The organism is Virgibacillus halodenitrificans, assembly GCF_001878675.1.
Classification (GTDB): domain Bacteria; phylum Bacillota; class Bacilli; order Bacillales; family Amphibacillaceae; genus Virgibacillus_Q; species Virgibacillus_Q halodenitrificans.
In genome coordinates this window covers 2696348-2713946 of record NZ_CP017962.1, presented here as the reverse complement: position 1 = coordinate 2713946, position 17599 = coordinate 2696348, and the positions used below count along the sequence as shown (strand labels likewise).

The window sequence follows — 17599 nt, the reverse complement described above, 5'->3', positions numbered from 1 at the left end:
TCTCCGCTACCTCTTAACTTGTAAAATTAAGAATATATGATTATTTAAAAATTGTCAACGCATACATGAAAAAAGTATAAAAGTAATAGAATAGGTTTCAGAATACAATTGGTTATACTAAAAAATCAGTCTATAAATCTATAAAAGCTTGCACTATACTGTATGTAGAGCCATAAAATATCCAGGTTATAGAAAGGTTTTGTTGAATGAGAAAAATCTCTTTACAAACAAAGATACTAGTCCTCATAATTAGTCTGATTTTATTTGTTATTATCGCTGTTACAGCAATTAATGGCTTTCTTGAGTCTAAAGAGGTAGAGGAACAAATGGGGGAAAGAGCTCTACAGGCTGCTCGAACGATCTCTTTCATGCCTTCAGTTAGAAATGCACTCCAAGGTCAACAGCCGGAAATAATTGTTCAATCGATTGCAGATGAAGTGAAAAAGTTTACTGGAGCTGAATTTGTGGTGGTTGGAAATAGTGAGAGTATTAGGGTTGCTCATCCTGACCCGCAAAAAATAGGAAGGAAAATGGTGGGAGGAGATAATGATAAAGCTTTAATTGAAGGTAAATATTACATTTCTAAGGCTGTTGGAAGTCTTGGCCCGTCACTAAGAGGAAAAGCTCCTGTATTTAATGATGCAGGCGATATTATTGGAATAGTCTCCGTAGGGTTTTTGGTTAAAGATATAAAGTCAACGATTGCTAGCAAACTACTCACATTAAGTGGAATATCTTCTATCGTTCTTCTAATTGGTGTGGTTGGTGGGATCTTACTTGCAAAGGATATCCGAAATGATACGTTAGGTTTAGAGCCACACCAAATATCTTCTTTGTATAGAGACCGTGAAGCAATTCTTTCTTCAGTGAAGGAAGGTATAGTAGCAATAGATGAACAAGGAAGGATTAATTTATTAAATGATTCTGCTCGTAAACTTTTAGATCTGCAAGGAGATTTACTCACGAAGAAGATTGAAGAAGTATTTCCTAATACAAAAATGTACGAAGTATTATCAACTGGTCAGGTAATGATTGATGAAGAAATGGTGTTAAACCATCGACCGGTCATTGTAAATCGGATCCCTATTTATGAAAAGAATGGGGTAGTAGGTGTAGTATCGAGTTTTCGTGATAAAACGGAATTAAATGAAATGATTAACACATTGTCTGAGGTAAAGAAATACTCTGAGGATTTAAGAGCACAAACACATGAGTATACAAACAAGCTATATGTATTATCAGGATTACTGCAGCTTGGCTATTATGATGAGGCGATTGAACTTATTCAAACTGAATCACAAATGAATGTAACTAAAAATCGAATATTGCTTCAACAGATAAGAGACCGAACCGTCCAAGCAATTTTATTAGGGAAATTAGGTAAGGCATCTGAGAAAAAAATTGATCTTATTATCGATGATGAAAGTTATCTTGAGACATTGCCAGTACAGTTAAGTGTATCAAAATTAATTACTATATTGGGGAATCTTATTGATAATGCATTTGAAGCTGTGGAAGCAACGTTAGAAAAGAAAGTGACCTTTTTTACTACAGATGCCGGAGAAGATATTATCTTTGAAATAGCTGATAGTGGAACTGGTATACGAGAGGATATGTTACATACGATATTTGACCAGGGTTTTACAACAAAAACAAAAGAAGATAGAGGATATGGTCTTTATATCGTTAAAAAAACGATAATTGAACTTGACGGCCAAATAGAAGTATTGAATCAGGAAAATGGGGGAGCAATTTTTACAGTATTTATACCTAAACAGAGAGGAGGGCTAAACGATGATTCAAGTATTGATAGCTGAAGATGATTTTCGTATCGCGAATATTCATGAAAAGTTTTTAGAAAAAATTACTGGCCTCCAGGTTATCGGAAAGGCACTAAATGGAAAAGAAACGTTAGATTTTGTCAGTAAACAGGAAGTAGATTTACTACTACTGGATATTTACATGCCAGATCTGCAGGGCAATGAAATGATTCGTGATTTAAGAAAAATAAATCCTGAACTGGATATTATTATTATCTCCGCTGCTGCAGAAAAAGAGATCGTTGAAGAATCTATTCGAAATGGAGTGTTTGATTACATTTTAAAGCCAGTAAAAATAAATCAATTTTTAGAGACGATAGAACGCTATAAAACGATGAAAGAAAGAATAGCAAATCAGGAGGAGATTGATCAATCCTTCCTTGATGAATTACTCGGCAAACAAAAGCTAATGTTAGAAGAAGAAGGTACGCCAAAAGGTATTGATCCATTAACCTTAAAAAAGGTAGAGGAGATTATGGAAGCATTTGGTGAAGGACTAACCGCAGAAGAAACCGGGAAAAAAATAGGTGTTTCTAGAACAACTGCTAGAAGGTATCTTGAATATTTAATATCAGTAGGCTGTGTTACTGCTGAGTTGGAATACGGTATTGTTGGTAGGCCAGAACGAAAATATCATTGTAACAAAATAAAAAAAAGTAAGAACGTCTAGAGATAAATCAATCTCTAGACGTTTTTCTATCTATAATAATGAAAATTAATTCGATCTCGTGAACAAAATGAACAAAATAGACATAAAAAACATTGTAAACTTTATTTTGGTAACGGTTACAAATCAGAAAAATTAAACTACATTTATGTTACTAAAGAAAAGAGGGGGAGTTATTTTTGAGAAAATTACTGTTTGTGTTCATACTATTTTGTTTTGTACTCGTTACAACAGCGTGTGCGTCTGAATCAAAAGAAACAAGCGGAACAGATGAAAAAAATTGGGAGCCTGAAAAACCAATCGAGTTAGTTGCACCGGCTGGTGCTGGTGGTGGTTGGGATACTACTGCAAGAATGGCAGCAAAAGTCTTTAATGAAACGGGTATCATAGAACAGGATATTGGAGTTGTAAATAAGCCCGGAGGTGGAGGCGCGGTAGGTTGGGCCTATGTAGCAGGCCATGATGCCAGCCCTTATAATCTATTCGTAGCTTCACCTCCAATTGTACTTATTCCTTTGAATGGACAGTCAGAATATGGACATGAAGATTTTACACCACTTGCTAATATGATTGCTGATTATGCAGCATTTGCTGTGGCTAAAGATGCAAAATGGGACAATTTAAATGAGTTATTTGAAGATATGAAGAAAGACCCTGAAAGCATTACCGTTGTCGGAACTTCTTCACCTGGAAGTATGGATCATATACAGTTTGTTCAAATAGCTAAAGCAGCTGGGGTAGATATTTCAAAAATAAAATATGTGTCTGATCAGGATGGTGTAGGTCTTACCCAACTACTCAATGGTAGCGTAGATGTATTTTCAACAGGAGTATCTGAAACTGTAGAGCAAGTAAAGGCAGGGACAATCAAAGTGTTGGGCGTAACGTCTGAAGAAAGACTGGAAGGAGAAGTATTGGAAGATTTCCCTACCGCAAAGGAGCAAGGAATAGATGCAACGTTTGTTAACTGGAGAGGCTTCTTTGGTCCGCCTAACATGGATGAGAACGCAATAAAATACTATGAGGAAAAGTTTAAGAAATTAAGTGAATCAGAGGAGTTTGCTGAAATTCGTAAACAATATGGCTGGGATGAAATGTATATGAATAGTGAAGAATATAAAACATTTTTAGATAAGCAAAAAGAAGAAATCAAAACATTGTTGGATGAATTAAATCTTTCTAAATAAGCAGAAGAGGAGAAGTTAATGGATACCTCATTAACTTCCCTTTGTTTTTAACAAGAAGAAAAATTTAGAGGTGGTGTGATTATGCTAAATACATTAAACAAACGAGTCAGCTGTGTGCTTCTTCTCTTAGCTATCGGATACCTTGTGCTCGCATACCAGTTGCCAACTTACCCCTATACTCCGGTTGATGCTGATGTTATTCCAAAAGGACTTGGTTTCTTATTAGTGGGTTTAGCAATATGTCTCTATTTTGCAAAGGACTCAGAGACGCAGGAACAGAAAGCTAGAAGGAATATTCCCAGAAAAGATATTGGTGCTTTGTTAGCCGTGTTTGCCTTCGTTTTTCTTTATATTACGCTTTTAGAAATACTGGGTTTTGTTGTAACTACAGCTATTTTTATTTTCTTTTGTTCTTTATTTTTAGGTTATAGAAAGCATATTACCAATCTAATTGTTGCCATTCTATTTCCCTTATTCATGTACATTACATTTACACAATTTCTGAAAATCAGTTTACCACCAGGCATATTACCATTTTAGAGGAGGCAGAAAATGGGTTCAATTGAAGGAATTATGACAGGTTTTCAAGTTGCTTTCAGCATGCAGGGAATTTTATATGTATTAATTGGCGTCTTTGTAGGGACGTTTATTGGTATGATGCCAGGACTCGGGCCAATTAGTGCTATTGCAGTAATGATTCCAATTACTTTTGGGATGGACCCTACCTCAGCATTGGTAATGATGGCGGGTGTCTACTATGGGGCCATTTTTGGGGGCTCTACCTCTTCCATCTTATTAAATGCTCCTGGGGTATCTGGAACAGTAGCTACATCATTTGATGGTTACCCGATGGCACAGCAGGGGAAGGCTGGAAAAGCTTTAGCGATTGCAGCTATATCATCCTTTGTTGGTGGGACTGTGAGTGTCGTGTTATTAATGTTACTTGCTCCCGTACTATCAAGTGTTGCTATTTCCTTTGGTCCACCAGCATATTTTGCGTTAATGTTTATGGGACTAACTGCAATAACTAGTCTATCTGAAGGCTCAACAATTAAAGCATTAATATCTGCAGTGGTTGGTTTTATGGTTGTGACAATTGGTATTGATGCACAAACAGGAACGCAACGTTTTACCTTTGGAAATGTGAATTTACTAGAAGGATTGGATTTTCTAGTCATTGCATTAGGCTTGTTTGCATTAGCAGAAGTTTGCTCACTAGTTATTAACCGAAAAGATTTATCGATGGAAAATGCTCATAAACTGGGCAGCTTACGAATAACTAAAAAAGAATTTAAAGAAATGAGCGGACCAATGACGCGTCAGTCCTTTCTTGGTTTCATACTCGGGGTGCTACCAGGTGCTGGAGCCACGATAGCTTCTTTTATTGCATACATAACTGAAAAGAAAATAGCAAAGCACCCAGAGGAGTTTGGAAAAGGATCTATAAAAGGAGTGGCAGCACCAGAAACAGCAAATAATGCTGCTACAAGCGGTGCATTTGTTCCACTATTAAGTTTAGGTATACCAGGTTCAGGAACTACTGCTGTAATGCTTGGCGCATTTTTAGTTTTAGGAGTACAGCCTGGTCCTTTGCTAATGACAGATCGGCCGGAGATATTCTGGGGCATCATTGCAAGTATGTACATTGGTAACGTGTTTTTACTGATTCTAAATTTGCCGTTAATCCCTTATATTGCTAAGGTACTTAAGATTCCGCGCCCGCTACTGATATCTCTTGTCATTATGTTTAGTATTATAGGTGTTTATGCTATCAGTTTTAATACATTTGATCTGTATATGCTATTATTATTTGGTGTAGTTGGGTTTATAATGAGGCTTTATGCTTTTCCGGCTCCGCCATTTATTTTAGCGTTCATTCTTGGAGGAATGATGGAGCAAGCCTTTAGACAATCATTAACAATTTCTAATGGAAGTCTATCTATTTTCGTACAAGAACCAATTGCACTTACTTTACTTATCATCGCTTTCTTATCTTTTATTTTTCCATTAATAAAGCTGCTAAGAAAGCGTCAAGCATAGTGGTTTAGTTAAATAATGTAAATAAAAAAGGTATTGACCCAAACAGGATCAATACCTTTTCATTTTTTTCACATTTACTATTTTACTAAGCCCAATTTTCTTAAACCGTTGTATATTCCTGAATCCGTCACTGCAGTAGTTTGATGTTTAGCGTATTGAGCTAAATCTGGGTGTCCGTCGCTCATTGCAAAACCTTCCCCAACTGCCATTAACATTTCTTTGTCATTCATTCCATCTCCAAAAGCGATGGCTTTCTCCCGGGGGATTTCTAATCTGTCGAGTAATTTTTTTACTGCTTCGCCTTTGTTAACTTGATTACGAATAATGTCATAGCTGTTCTGTGCCCCATCAACATTGACAGGAGAAAGCCTTATATCAGGTTCTATCTCATAATTTTGAGATTGACCTTCACTAACATTAATCACCGTTGCTCCTAATATATCACTCGAGACTCCATCATGATAAGTATCATTTTTCACTAGTTGAAATGTTTCAATGAATTTCTGTACGACTTCTTTTTCCAAGGAAGTAAAATAATTCTTATCCCTGGAGTAGAGTACCATATCATGTTGAAGCTCTTCGGATATTTGGAGGAATTCCTCTACAGATTTTTTTCGCATTGGTTCATTTATAATTGTTTCATTTTGATACACAGCAAATGCTCCATTATAGCCAATATAGGAACTTATCTCCAAATCACTTGCTAGTTTTTCTACTTCGTGAAGTGGTCTGCCAGTTGCCAGGAATACCTCAATACCTTGATCTTTCACTTGTTTAATTGCATTTTTGGTAGTTGTTTCATATGTGTGATCTGGTTTTAGTATGGTTCCATCTATATCTAAAAAAAGTATTTTATACGTCATTCTAGTAGCTCCTTTACCTGTTGGATATAGAAAAAGTCTAGCACAATAAACACGTAAATGCAGGTAAAACAAAAAGCAGCCACCCAGGACTGCTTTGTTTATCGATTATAGAGATGTATCATCCACTTGGTCGAGCCATTCCTCAATAGTTTGAACAACTGCTTCTATGGTTCCTTCTTTAAAAGGTGACTGAAGGTTTGCTGATTCCAATAAACCCAGGAAGGATTTGGATCCACCTAATTTACATAGTTTTAAATAATCTTCCCAAGCTTCCTGATAATTTTCTAGCGATCGTTTCCAAAATTGAAAGGCGCAGATCTGGGCAAGTGTATAATCAATATAATAAAAAGGTACCTCGTAAATATGCCCTTGGCGTTGCCAGAATCCACCTGCTGCTAAGTAAGAATTATTGTCATATTCTCTATGAGGAAGGTAGATTTCCTCAAGCTTTTTCCAAGCTTTTTTTCGATCAGTTGGTGTCCATTCCGGATTTTCATAAACTTGATGTTGAAATTCATCTACTGCTACTCCATAAGGGATAAACTGCAATCCATCTGCCAGATGAGTATATTTATATTTGTCTGTTTCCTCTTTGAAAAAAAGTTCCATCCATGGCCATGTGAAGAACTCCATACTCATAGAGTGAATCTCTGCAGATTCGTAGGTTGGCCAAATGTATTCTGGTATACCAATATTTCTGCTGGAATAAACTTGAAATGCGTGGCCAGCCTCATGTGTTAGTACATCAACATCACCTGAGGTACCATTAAAGTTGGCAAAAATAAATGGTGCTTGATAATCCTCAACAAATGTACAATATCCACCTGCCTCTTTTCCCTTTTTGGCTTCCAAATCCATGAGATTGCGATCAAGCATATACTGGAAGAAGTCTTTAGTTTCACGAGAAAGTTCTTCGTACATCTTTTTTCCGTTTTCAATAATCCATTGAGGGTCGCCTTTAGGCTTTGCATTTCCACTCTTAAATTTAAAGTTTTCATCATGGAATTTTAGTGTGTTTACACCAATCCGTTTTTTCTGTTTTTCATAAAGCTTACTTACCAGCGGAACAATTACTTCTCGAACTTGTTTTCTGAACTTCTCAACCATGGTTGTATCATAGTCAACACGTAACATCCGAATATATCCAAGTTCTATGAAATTCTTATAGCCTAGCGTTGTAGCAATTTTATGCCTGATCTTAACAAGCTTGTCATATAAATCATCAAATTCTCCTTGGTGTTTTTCAAAAAAACCTGTACTAGCTTGAATAGCCTTTTTCCGGGTTTCCCGATCCTGGTCTTGGGCAAAAGGTGAAAGCTGTGCTAAAGTATAAACTTTACCTTGAAATTCTACCTGAGCAGATGCAACCAGTTTTGCATATGCAGATGTTAATTTATTTTCCTCCTTTAGCAGTTGGATAACTTCTTCGGAAAAAGCTTTGATGGTGTAATCAGCAATATCGAATAATTGCTTTCCCCATTTTTTTTCTAATTCAAGTCGAAAAGGAGATTTAATAAGCTCTTTATAAAAAGCAGTATGTAAAGCGGTTATTTCCGGATCAATGTCATCAAAAAAATCCCTTTCCTTTTGATAAAACTCATCATTCGTATCAATAGAAGAACGTATATAGACGATATTGAAAAGGCTTGATAGTCTATTTCGCTGTTCATTTATCTTTTCAATTGCCTTATTCGCTTCAGAAACGGATGAGGCCTTCCTGAAATTAGCAAGAAATTTATAAAAAAGCTCCTGTTCCTTTTTTATGTCTGGCCTTACATATACAAATTTTTCAAATGTCTTCATCGTGTTCCTCCTTTTGTACTTAAATAAAATATTTCGACATAATAGTGATAACTCCTTTTAATTGTATGAAAAAAAGGCGTATTCGCCAAACGATTAACGGTAATGTATGATAAACTGTGATTATTAGTATATTAAAAGAAAGGTCGATTATATGAACTCAAAATTTGAAATTACTAAAGAACAGAAAGAAGAAATGGCTGGTCATATTCAAGCTTATTTTGAACAAGAGCGCGGAGAGGATATAGGAAATTTAGCAGCGTTAATGTTTCTTGATTTCTTTATGGATAAATTAGCACCAGTTTTTTATAATCTTGGGGTAGAGGATTCTCATACGTATATGACAGAGAAATTAGATGATTTGTTTGCAATTCAAAAAGTTTAAAAAGGTATAGGTGCATTGTTAAGTAAAGGAGAATTAATTTATGGTAGTAGATGGAAGGTACCGTGAAAACATCCATCCAGACATGGAAGTGGAAATCGTATTAAAAAAAGACCAACGTACGGGGAAATTGACAAGCGGAGTTGTAAAGGATTTACTAACAAATTCGTCTTATCATCCTCACGGCATTAAAGTACGCCTCACAGATGGACAAGTAGGAAGAGTGTATACGAATACGTCTATTGTGTGAAAATACCTTTGTGCAATTGACTTTAATGTGCTTCAATTGTAGACTATATATAGCACTATATTAATTTATGAGGTGAAAGTATGGCTAGTTCAGTAATCATTATTGGCGCAATCTTAGCAGCAATAGTTATCATTGTGAATTTGGTTGTCTCCAAGGCCACATCAAAAGAAAAGTTCACAGGTTACTTTCCTAGTGTAATTGTAGCTTTGGCTGGTTTCGCATTCCTATTCATGGCACCAATTGTTGAAAAAGTTGACATGATGGGTGCCGGCTATGGCGGCTGGGGAATTGCCTGCCTGTTTGCAGCTGCCCTTGGTTTTATAATTACATCCCTTGTGGAATCTTATGCCAATGTAAAAGCGTAAGATAAACAGAAAAAAGAGCGAGATTATCGCTCTTTTTTTGTTTAGTAACACTTGGAATAGGAAACTTATTTAGCAGTAGTCGAACAAGTTCATTAGCTCATGCTAGATGAAGAATAAGTAATATAAAAGACTATTTCAGGTACGTCTGTCCCTCTCTTTGTTCTACCTTGCCTTCCTTCATCAGCTTTCCAAGTGCACGTTTAAACGCAGATTTACTAATATTAAAGGTGCCAAGGATATCCTCGGGATCACTTTTATCACTAAAAGGAATTACGCCTCCACCGGTTTCTAAATGTGTTAGAATTGCGTCAGCATCATCGCCCATACTATGTTGTTTTAAAGGTCGAAGTGAGATGTTTAGGGTTCCGTCAGGTTTAACCTCAATTATGCGTCCACGTACATATTCGCCAAGGCGGGGCTCTGTTTTACGCTCTGTATGATGAATAAATCCACGATTATTCTGCTCTGTGATTATTGCGGCACCCTCTCTGCTTGTGTAATAAACAGTACCGCTGACTGGCTGATTTAATAATTCCGCATCCTGTGTAAATTCAAATTCGCGAAAGATTATTCCTTCTGATGCTGGTATGGCAAGTAACCGATTCTTTTGGTCTTTTCCAAGTGTAACATAGAGTCGGTCTCCAGTTTGTGGCCATACATTTTCAAACAGAGGAAGATCATCCTTGGATACCAGTATTTCTTTTGTTGTGCCAATATCAACAAAAACACCAAGGTTTGGAACTACTTCTACAACTTCAGCCCAGTCATATATGTCCATTTGAATGTTAGGTAATTTTGTTGTTGCAATCTTATTCCCTTTTTTATCGACATATAAAAAGACGTTAACTTTTTGGTCTGCTTCCAGTTCCATATCACTTTCATTGTGATGGAGTAAAACTTCCTCCGTTTCTTTTTTTAATACATAGCCGGTTTCAATTTTTCTGTCCACTATCATTGTTTGAATGGTACCTACTTGTAATGAATTCATTTTAATAACCTTCTTTCTATTGGAAAAGGGGCACTCCTTATTAAGAGTACCCCTTTGATTTCTAAAGTAACACATAAGTTTTAATTTTATTTTTAGCCCGAAAGTTTCGGGTGGGAAATTCTATCTCAACTTTTATATATTCAGCATGTTTATCTAAGGAGTTAATACTCCGGATAAAATTTCGCTTAACCGCGGTACGTGTTCCACTGGGTGTTCTCTAACTTAAGCAACGTAAGCCCTACCTGCTCTTACGTCCTTGCGACCCCTTAGTCGCGCCAGTGTGAATAAGCATCATCAAAAACATTTTGCAGAATGCCAGATCACTTATTTGCTACTTCACTTTGTTAACTTAACTATATTCTCACAGAAACATTAATTTGTCAAATCCTTTAAGTTAGTTCGTAGTAGGAGAAAATGCGAACTAGTTGATGATATTCCAAACCTCGCTAGGGAAAAATATTACGCTTTCCGCGGGCGGCCTGCAAGCCTCCTCGAACTCGGGCCTGCAGGATGTGGTTACAAAGGCGTTGTCACAGACGTGACGAACTTAGCCTTTGTTCCTAATTAGTTACGTTCTGTAGGGTCTCACTAGTCTCGTTTTTCCCGCTGGAGTCTACATATTTTTCCTCCGCTAAGATGCGTTAGTAATATCGAAGTGACAAAAAATAATTGAGTAAACAATAAACTAAGATAAAACCATATATCAATTGATTGGAGCGGAAGGGGGCGACTCCTGCTGGCGGAAAGCGTCCCACTGCAGTGGAAATCAATGGGTTAGTCCACCTCTTTAAAAAAAGATAAAATAATACCAAGTTAGTTCGGAGTTTATTTGCATTATGAATTAGTGTACAACCCCTAAATATAGCTTGAGGTAAAAATAAAACACGTGCATGTGTATTGGGCACGTGTTAAATCGAAAAGAATCCTTTATTCATTCTTTGTCCTTTTTGCTTTTTCCTCATCAAACTTATTTTTCATTTCTCCAGCTTTATCCTTCACTTCTCCTTTTGCCTTGTCTTTTAACCCTTCAGCTTGCTTTCCTTTATCGTTGGCTGATTGTCCGTATTGGTCTTTTGCTTCTCCTTTTATTTTATCTGCGGTACCTTCTGTCTTATAGTCAGTTCCATCTTTTTTCATTTATATAAACCTCCTGTGATTGTCTGATATATAAGACCAATTCCCTGTGGTTCGTTCCCATAAACATGCCAATTTCTTTTGATAGCAATATTTAGGGGATAATGTACGAAGTAAGGTCGCTTACAGCACCGAACAAGCTTTTTTAGACAAGAGGAAAAATAAATATGCTACAATTACTAAGAAGTTATACTAATTGGAGTTGTATTTCATGGGTTTGTTTTTTAATGTAATTATACCAATAATGGCTGTGTTTACCGCAGGGTATATTCTCCAGCGGATTCGTTTACTTGATGTAAAATCTGTATCTGCAGTATCTTTATACATATTATCCCCTGCTCTAGTCTTTACCTCTCTATATGAAGCAGAATTCGACAATAGTTACACAATCATCGCTGTCTACATGTTTGTCCTGTTTTTTACAATGGTCTTTTTAAATAAAGTGCTAGCCAAAATCTTAAAATGGAAACCATCCGTGGAGAGTGCCTCAATACTTGCGACAGGTTTTATGAATTCGGGGAATTACGGTTTGCCTGTTGTTCTTTTTAGCGTTGGGGATGCTGCTCTGCCTTTCGCAATATTTATCATGGTTGTACAGGCATTGCAAAATAATTTTTTTGGAGTGTATTATGCTTCGAGGAGTACGAGTGGGGTTAAACGGGCGGTGAAAAACGTATTGAAAATGCCGACTACGTATGCCGCTATCCTTGCTTTTACTTTTCAGCAGTTACATATATTGGTACCTGAATCTCTTCATTCTACCTTAACGATGGTAGGCGAGGCAGCTATTCCTGTGATGATGATTATGCTGGGCATGCAGTTAGCATCCATTACAGGTATCAGTTTGAATTGGCAGGTAATTATTTCAGCAGTCAGTTTAAAAATGGTTATCGCACCTCTAATTGCATTTGCTTTTGTAACAGTAGTAGACATGGATCCGGTCGTAGCCACTGTTCTAATAATTATTTCAGCTATGCCAACCGCAGCTACTACGACAATGTATGCAATAGAGTTTGATACAGAGCCTGAACTTGTTTCCAGTATTACGTTTATTGCAACACTATTCAGTATTCTGAGCTTAACAATCTTATTAAACATCGTGACATAAAACTGTAATGTTTTTCAGGGAGGAATGTTGGGTAAGTAATAGATATACGAAAAAGCTAACCCATAGTGACCTGAAAGGATGAAAAAATATGTTACGAACTATTTTAATGATAATAGGAGCAATTGTTGTAATAGGCTGGATTATTTCCATGCTATAAAAAAAGCCACGGACAGTTTATCTGTACCGTGGTTTTTTTCTTATTTAGCATACTACAAAATATTGAACCTGAGTCGTCCAGTTTCAAACCTCAATCAAGATTTTAATAATAACTTCCACGGGAAAGCTCCCCTTACACTTTATAATAGGGGAGCTACTCATGTCTAAACAATGATATTCAAAATACCAATTGTAATAAGAAGTACCGGGGGGATTACTGCCATGCGGCGCAATTTTTCATTTTTTGCTAAAATAATTCCTACGCGGATTCCTGAAAAAAGAAATATACCACTCATGCAAGCGATCAGAAAGGCGGTTATAACTGGTGAGTAGCCAAGCATAGAAGCACCTATACCAGCTCCAAGTGCATCCAATGCAAGTGCTGCTCCAAGTAAAAAAGCTTCACCGGTAGATATAGTTCCTGATTGGTCAAGGTCTGCCGAATCGGGAGTGGATAAAACAGTCGTCAGGATATTTTTATTCTTACCTTTCTCATCGTTATTTTTACCTATGCTGTTCCACAAGGAGAATAGCCCTAACGCAACTAAAATACTACCTCCTAAAAATTTCCCAGCAGTAGGTGTGAACCAGGAACTTATAACATTTCCTATGGTCATTGAAATTACGACAATTACACCAGAACATATCATAATGATGAACAAAGCAGGGAAGGGGACACGAATATTTCTCATGCCATAAGTGATGCCGACTCCAAAGCCATCCAAGCTTACAGCTATGACAAGTAGTAATAGTCCTGTATAAAACAGCATAGCATCAAATCCTTTACTTCAACTCTGAATATAGTTTATGGAAAATTGAAGTGCTTTGTGCTTGGAATAATCGTAAGTTGGATGCAGGCCAATGAAGAATATAGAGTAATATGGTAAAGTATGTATAAACGTCTTATGGTGGAATTATTTACGCCATTTTAATAGAGAGGATTTTATTAATGAGTAAAACAGTCGTATTGGCAGAAAAACCTTCTGTAGGTCGGGATATCGCACGTGTTCTAAATTGTGGTAAAAAAGGTAATGGCTTTATGGAGGGTTCTAATTATATTGTAACTTGGGCTCTTGGGCATTTAGTTACTCTGGCTGATCCTGAAGTCTATGATGATAAATATAAAACATGGAAGCTGGAGGATTTACCAATGCTTCCCTCCAATCTAAAAACAGTTGTAATTAAGAAAACTGGAAAACAATTTAGCACAGTGAAAACTCAATTGAATCGAAAGGATGTCAAGGAAATTGTTATCGCAACGGATGCGGGAAGGGAAGGAGAGCTCGTTGCTCGCTGGATCTTAGAAAAAGCGAGAGTAACAAAGCCTGTGAAACGTTTATGGATTTCCTCCGTTACTGATAAAGCAATAAAAGATGGCTTCAAACATCTGAAGTCTGGAAAAAAATATGAAAATCTCTATGACGCGGCAGTAGCGCGCTCTGAAGCCGATTGGTATGTTGGTTTAAACGCAACACGAGCCCTTACAACTAAATTTAATGCACAACTCTCCAGTGGACGTGTTCAGACACCTACACTAGCTATAATAGCTACGAGAGAAAGAGAAATAAATCAATTTAAACCGAGGAAATTTTATGGAGTGGAAGCTAAGACGAATAAAGGCTTTAAACTAGCTTGGCAGGATGCGAAAAATAATCGGAGAATTTTTTCCAAAGAGCAAGCAAAGAAGCTTTTACACGATTTGAAAAAACAACCCGCCAAAGTGACACATGTAGAAAAGACTGATAAGAAAAAATTTGCACCTCAACTTTATGATTTAACAGAGTTACAAAGAGATGCGAATAGAATTTTTAATTTCTCTGGAAAACAAACGCTTTCCATCATGCAAAAATTATATGAGCAACATAAAGTACTTACTTATCCACGAACAGATTCACGTGTTATTTCCAGTGATATTGTTCCAACTTTAAAAGATCGGTTGAGGGCATGTGGAGTGGATCAATATGCTAAATCAGCAGCAAAATTACTCCGCAAGGATTTTAAGCTGACAAAGGCAGTGGTAGACAATGCCAAAGTCTCAGATCACCATGCTATTATTCCTACAGAACAACAGGTCATCTTAACTGATTTAGATGATAAGGAACGGAAAATCTATGATTTGGTTGTTAAAAGATTCCTGGCTGTCTTATCTGACCCGTATGAATATGAGCAGACTACTATACATGCAGAAATTGGTAAGGAAAGTTTTGTTGCAAAGGGAAAAGTTGTTAAAAAGCAGGGCTGGAAAGAGATTTATGACAATAAATATGAAGACGATGAGTCAAATGACAATCAAACCCTTCCTACTATAGAAAAGGGAACCACGTTTACTGGGTTGGCCTTAAACCTTACAGAAGGAGAAACAAAGCCACCGGAGCGTTTCACTGAAGGTGGGCTTTTGCAAGCAATGGAAAACCCAGTGCGTTACATGGAAGATAAAAAGCTTGTTAAAACGATGAACCAAACAGGTGGCTTAGGTACGGTAGCCACTCGTGCTGATATTATTGAGAAGCTGTTTAATGGTATGTATATGGAACAAAAAGGTAAGCATATCTTTCTTACTTCAAAAGGTCGTCAGTTGCTTGAACTAGTTCCGGAAGATTTACGATCACCAGCATTGACGGCTGAGTGGGAGCAGAAGTTAGGTATGATTGCGGAAGGGAAGTTGGAGAAGAAAAAGTTTATAAGCGAAATGAAAATATATGCTAAAGAGGTAGTAGAAGAAATAAAGGGCAGTGATGAGAAATTTAAGCATGATAATCTGACAGGAACAAAATGCCCGGATTGTGGCAAGTTAATGTTGGAAATCAAAAATAGAAATGGAAGAATGCTTGTCTGTCAAGATCGTGCTTGTGGCCATAGGAAAAACATAGCAAAGGTCACCAATGCCCGCTGTCCTAATTGTCATAAACGTCTAGAGCTCCGAGGTGAAGGTGAGGGCCAAATGTTTATATGTAAGTGTGGCCATCGAGAGAAATTGTCTACATTTAATGAGCGAAAACAGCGTGAGAAAAAACATAAAGTATCAAAGAAAGATGTTAATAAATATTTAAAGAAACAAGATGATGGATTTAAAAATAACGCGCTGGCTGAGCAATTGGCTAAATTGAAAAAATAGATTTATAAAATAAAGAGCTGCAAACATCCTCCTTTGGATGTTTGCAGCTCTTTCCTCTTATTCAATAGCATCATTAATAACATGATGGTCTGTTTCTTTTGTTTTCTTGGATGCTTCTCCATTCGTGTTAGTAGAAGAATGCTTAAGTTCTTCTTTTGCCTTTTTCATATCGTCACCAGCATCTTTTAATTCATCCTTCGCATCAGCAGCTGTTGCGGCAATGTCTTTTGTATGATCAACAATATCTTCAGTTGTAGATTTAATATCCTTGCCTTGATTGTCCAATACATATTGCACTTTATTGAGTGCATTTTGGGCGTTCTCGACAACTGTTTTAACTTTGCTAACATATTCGTTCTTTTTTCCTTTTGGATCTTGTTTAATTTCATTTACATAATCGCCGGCAGTATTTTTTGCGTTTTTCGTTGTGTCTTTCATTTTATTTCTTGAATTAGAATTAATTAATAAATAAGATATTCCAGCAACTGCGCCAACTCCAACAGCTATACCTACTTTATTGTCTTTAATTGTTTGTTTCATAAAAATTCACCTCTCCTATTTAGTTGTATAATTAAAACAGCTATTAATATCTTTTCTCTTCAACTACATTGTGGTGTTTATCTAGAATTTCTAATAAACTTGGACTGTTTTCCTTCGCCATTTGTTCTGCGGCTGCAATCGCATCATCTTTTGCATCGTAAACTTCTTCCGGTGCCACATCTTCCAATTTTACAAACCACCCTGTAACGTCCACATTCGGTGCTACACTATACTTTTTCATATGTCAAAACTCCTTTTGTCTATGTGTTTAGTTACTATTTACCCTACATGTAAAATATAAAACGTAACCGTTATAATAGAATCTAAAGAGGAGGGAGAGAAATGGAAACACATGGTTTTCAAGTAAAAGGAGCTATCGATGCTGAAACCCGTTGCAAGCATTATTATTCTGAGGCTGATCGCGTTGCTATAAAATTCTTTTGTTGTAATAGTTATTATCCATGTTATCAATGTCATAGAGAGTATGGTTGTGGACAAACTGCTTTGTGGCCAAAAGAAAAATTTGATGAGAAGGCAATATTATGCGGTAATTGCGGAGCTGAGTTGACTATAGATAATTTTGAAGCTGAGTCCGCCTGTCCTTTATGTAGAGCATTGTTTAACCCAGGGTGCAAATTACACAAACATCTTTATTTTTCCTCCTAAATATGAAAAATCGTTTAAGCTGTTTACTTGCAATGTCAATATCATGTATCATTAAATAATAGATAGGTAAAACTATCTTTGTTTAAGGATCAAGGGAGGTATAAGTAATATGGCTTTCGTTATTTTGGATCCATGCCGTGCTGAGAAATCCGGTGAGTGTGTGAGCGTGTGTCCAGTTGATTGCATAGAAGAGGGGAAAGATCAGTTTTACATAGATCCGGATATTTGTATTGACTGCGGAGCATGTAAAGCTGTTTGCCCGGTAGAGGCGATAGAAGAAGAATATGATCTTTCACCAGATCAAGAAGTTTTTCTTGAAAAAGCGGAAGAATTCTTTGCGAATAAATAGATATAGAGAAAAGGCCGTGGCAAACAGATGTGCCACGGCCTTTTCTTAGTGTTTCTAATAGGGTTATTCAATGAATTGCAATTCGCAATATAGATAAACTGCGACGTAACTAAGTATATAGAGGCTGCGTAAATCCCCGCTACGGGGAAATATTCCGCTTTCCGCGGGC

Annotated in this window: 19 protein-coding genes; 12 read left to right on the top strand and 7 right to left on the bottom strand. The window is 36.8% G+C overall.

Translation table 11 applies throughout. The features are described 5' to 3' along the window. Window positions 1-206 precede the first annotated feature (206 nt). The 5 genes from BME96_RS14055 to BME96_RS14035 all read left to right on the top strand — a co-directional run bounded on the left by BME96_RS14055 (window position 207) and on the right by BME96_RS14035 (window position 5714). Window positions 207-1817 (top strand): ATP-binding protein, encoded by a 1611-nt coding sequence (locus BME96_RS14055; RefSeq protein WP_019376004.1) that lies wholly within the window; start codon window positions 207-209, stop codon window positions 1815-1817. Beyond that, window positions 1795-2490: a response regulator gene (locus tag BME96_RS14050; protein ID WP_019376005.1), complete on the top strand. Its 696-nt coding sequence runs from the start codon at window positions 1795-1797 to the stop codon at window positions 2488-2490. Before BME96_RS14055 ends, BME96_RS14050 begins: the two co-directional genes overlap by 23 nt. Before the next feature lie 176 nt (window positions 2491-2666). Continuing rightward, window positions 2667-3674, top strand: coding sequence for a tripartite tricarboxylate transporter substrate binding protein (locus tag BME96_RS14045; protein ID WP_019376006.1), 1008 nt, complete (start codon window positions 2667-2669; stop codon window positions 3672-3674). A gap of 81 nt (window positions 3675-3755) precedes the next feature. Further along, entirely contained in the window at window positions 3756-4214 is a 459-nt protein-coding gene (locus tag BME96_RS14040) for a tripartite tricarboxylate transporter TctB family protein (RefSeq protein ID WP_019376007.1), read from the top strand. A gap of 12 nt (window positions 4215-4226) precedes the next feature. After that, window positions 4227-5714 (top strand): tripartite tricarboxylate transporter permease, encoded by a 1488-nt coding sequence (locus tag BME96_RS14035; RefSeq protein WP_019376008.1) that lies wholly within the window; start codon window positions 4227-4229, stop codon window positions 5712-5714. Window positions 5715-5791: 77 nt separating this feature from the next. On the opposite strand, the gene BME96_RS14030 is transcribed toward BME96_RS14035, so the two are convergent. Together BME96_RS14030 and BME96_RS14025 are read right to left on the bottom strand one after the other, a co-directional pair. After that, window positions 5792-6577, bottom strand: coding sequence for an HAD family hydrolase (locus tag BME96_RS14030; RefSeq protein WP_071649349.1), 786 nt, complete (start codon window positions 6575-6577; stop codon window positions 5792-5794). Window positions 6578-6682: 105 nt separating this feature from the next. Further along, complete coding sequence (locus BME96_RS14025; RefSeq protein WP_071649348.1) at window positions 6683-8380, bottom strand: M3 family oligoendopeptidase; 1698 nt, start codon at window positions 8378-8380, stop codon at window positions 6683-6685. 151 nt (window positions 8381-8531) lie between these two features. Here BME96_RS14025 and BME96_RS14020 point away from each other — a divergent pair, with 151 nt between their 5' ends. The 3 genes from BME96_RS14020 to BME96_RS14010 all read left to right on the top strand — a co-directional run bounded on the left by BME96_RS14020 (window position 8532) and on the right by BME96_RS14010 (window position 9374). Next, on the top strand, window positions 8532-8762 hold the full coding sequence (locus tag BME96_RS14020) for a DUF2164 domain-containing protein (protein ID WP_019376011.1): 231 nt from the start codon (window positions 8532-8534) through the stop codon (window positions 8760-8762). Window positions 8763-8802: 40 nt separating this feature from the next. Continuing rightward, window positions 8803-9009 (top strand): YwbE family protein, encoded by a 207-nt coding sequence (locus BME96_RS14015; protein ID WP_019376012.1) that lies wholly within the window; start codon window positions 8803-8805, stop codon window positions 9007-9009. An 80-nt stretch (window positions 9010-9089) separates the two neighbouring features. Continuing rightward, entirely contained in the window at window positions 9090-9374 is a 285-nt protein-coding gene (locus BME96_RS14010) for a hypothetical protein (protein WP_019376013.1), read from the top strand. A 130-nt stretch (window positions 9375-9504) separates the two neighbouring features. Here BME96_RS14010 and BME96_RS14005 read toward each other — a convergent pair whose 3' ends face one another. Further along, a complete protein-coding gene (locus tag BME96_RS14005) occupies window positions 9505-10362 on the bottom strand; it encodes a CvfB family protein (RefSeq protein WP_071649347.1) in 858 nt (285 codons plus the stop codon). Between the two features lie 927 nt (window positions 10363-11289). Next, window positions 11290-11499, bottom strand: a complete 210-nt coding sequence (locus BME96_RS14000) for a CsbD family protein (protein ID WP_071649346.1) — start codon at window positions 11497-11499, stop codon at window positions 11290-11292. Between the two features lie 208 nt (window positions 11500-11707). Here BME96_RS14000 and BME96_RS13995 point away from each other — a divergent pair, with 208 nt between their 5' ends. After that, window positions 11708-12604, top strand: a complete 897-nt coding sequence (locus tag BME96_RS13995) for an AEC family transporter (protein WP_071649345.1) — start codon at window positions 11708-11710, stop codon at window positions 12602-12604. A 320-nt stretch (window positions 12605-12924) separates the two neighbouring features. Here BME96_RS13995 and ytaF read toward each other — a convergent pair whose 3' ends face one another. After that, the gene (gene ytaF, locus BME96_RS13990; protein WP_060678459.1) at window positions 12925-13530 is read right to left on the bottom strand and encodes a sporulation membrane protein YtaF; all 606 of its coding nucleotides are present in this window, start codon (window positions 13528-13530) and stop codon (window positions 12925-12927) included. Window positions 13531-13709: 179 nt separating this feature from the next. Between ytaF and BME96_RS13985 the strand changes: the two genes are divergently transcribed. Further along, window positions 13710-15875 (top strand): DNA topoisomerase III, encoded by a 2166-nt coding sequence (locus tag BME96_RS13985; protein WP_071649344.1) that lies wholly within the window; start codon window positions 13710-13712, stop codon window positions 15873-15875. 57 nt (window positions 15876-15932) lie between these two features. Here the strand turns inward: BME96_RS13985 and BME96_RS13980 are convergent, their stop codons facing one another. Both BME96_RS13980 and BME96_RS13975 read right to left on the bottom strand, forming a co-directional pair. After that, entirely contained in the window at window positions 15933-16415 is a 483-nt protein-coding gene (locus BME96_RS13980; RefSeq protein WP_071649343.1) for a hypothetical protein, read from the bottom strand. A 43-nt stretch (window positions 16416-16458) separates the two neighbouring features. Continuing rightward, window positions 16459-16656 carry a DUF2188 domain-containing protein gene (locus BME96_RS13975; RefSeq protein ID WP_019376020.1) on the bottom strand — a complete coding sequence of 66 codons (198 nt, stop codon included), beginning with the start codon at window positions 16654-16656 and terminating at the stop codon, window positions 16459-16461. A gap of 101 nt (window positions 16657-16757) precedes the next feature. Between BME96_RS13975 and BME96_RS13970 the strand changes: the two genes are divergently transcribed. Both BME96_RS13970 and BME96_RS13965 read left to right on the top strand, forming a co-directional pair. After that, the gene (locus BME96_RS13970; RefSeq protein WP_071649342.1) at window positions 16758-17081 is read left to right on the top strand and encodes a CHY zinc finger protein; all 324 of its coding nucleotides are present in this window, start codon (window positions 16758-16760) and stop codon (window positions 17079-17081) included. 109 nt (window positions 17082-17190) lie between these two features. Beyond that, entirely contained in the window at window positions 17191-17430 is a 240-nt protein-coding gene (locus BME96_RS13965) for a DUF362 domain-containing protein (protein ID WP_019376022.1), read from the top strand. Window positions 17431-17599: the final 169 nt, after the last annotated feature.

Coding starts and splice junctions, on each gene's coding strand:
- BME96_RS14000 (WP_071649346.1), bottom strand. CDS start 11,499: ATGAAAAAAGATGGAACTGACTATAAGACAGAAGGTACCGCAGATAAA.
- BME96_RS13985 (WP_071649344.1), top strand. CDS start 13,710: ATGAGTAAAACAGTCGTATTGGCAGAAAAACCTTCTGTAGGTCGGGAT.
- BME96_RS13995 (WP_071649345.1), top strand. CDS start 11,708: ATGGGTTTGTTTTTTAATGTAATTATACCAATAATGGCTGTGTTTACC.
- BME96_RS14005 (WP_071649347.1), bottom strand. CDS start 10,362: ATGAATTCATTACAAGTAGGTACCATTCAAACAATGATAGTGGACAGA.
- BME96_RS13975 (WP_019376020.1), bottom strand. CDS start 16,656: ATGAAAAAGTATAGTGTAGCACCGAATGTGGACGTTACAGGGTGGTTT.
- BME96_RS14020 (WP_019376011.1), top strand. CDS start 8,532: ATGAACTCAAAATTTGAAATTACTAAAGAACAGAAAGAAGAAATGGCT.
- ytaF (WP_060678459.1), bottom strand. CDS start 13,530: ATGCTGTTTTATACAGGACTATTACTACTTGTCATAGCTGTAAGCTTG.
- BME96_RS13970 (WP_071649342.1), top strand. CDS start 16,758: ATGGAAACACATGGTTTTCAAGTAAAAGGAGCTATCGATGCTGAAACC.
- BME96_RS14015 (WP_019376012.1), top strand. CDS start 8,803: ATGGTAGTAGATGGAAGGTACCGTGAAAACATCCATCCAGACATGGAA.
- BME96_RS13980 (WP_071649343.1), bottom strand. CDS start 16,415: ATGAAACAAACAATTAAAGACAATAAAGTAGGTATAGCTGTTGGAGTT.
- BME96_RS13965 (WP_019376022.1), top strand. CDS start 17,191: ATGGCTTTCGTTATTTTGGATCCATGCCGTGCTGAGAAATCCGGTGAG.
- BME96_RS14035 (WP_019376008.1), top strand. CDS start 4,227: ATGGGTTCAATTGAAGGAATTATGACAGGTTTTCAAGTTGCTTTCAGC.
- BME96_RS14050 (WP_019376005.1), top strand. CDS start 1,795: ATGATTCAAGTATTGATAGCTGAAGATGATTTTCGTATCGCGAATATT.
- BME96_RS14040 (WP_019376007.1), top strand. CDS start 3,756: ATGCTAAATACATTAAACAAACGAGTCAGCTGTGTGCTTCTTCTCTTA.
- BME96_RS14030 (WP_071649349.1), bottom strand. CDS start 6,577: ATGACGTATAAAATACTTTTTTTAGATATAGATGGAACCATACTAAAA.
- BME96_RS14025 (WP_071649348.1), bottom strand. CDS start 8,380: ATGAAGACATTTGAAAAATTTGTATATGTAAGGCCAGACATAAAAAAG.
- BME96_RS14055 (WP_019376004.1), top strand. CDS start 207: ATGAGAAAAATCTCTTTACAAACAAAGATACTAGTCCTCATAATTAGT.
- BME96_RS14010 (WP_019376013.1), top strand. CDS start 9,090: ATGGCTAGTTCAGTAATCATTATTGGCGCAATCTTAGCAGCAATAGTT.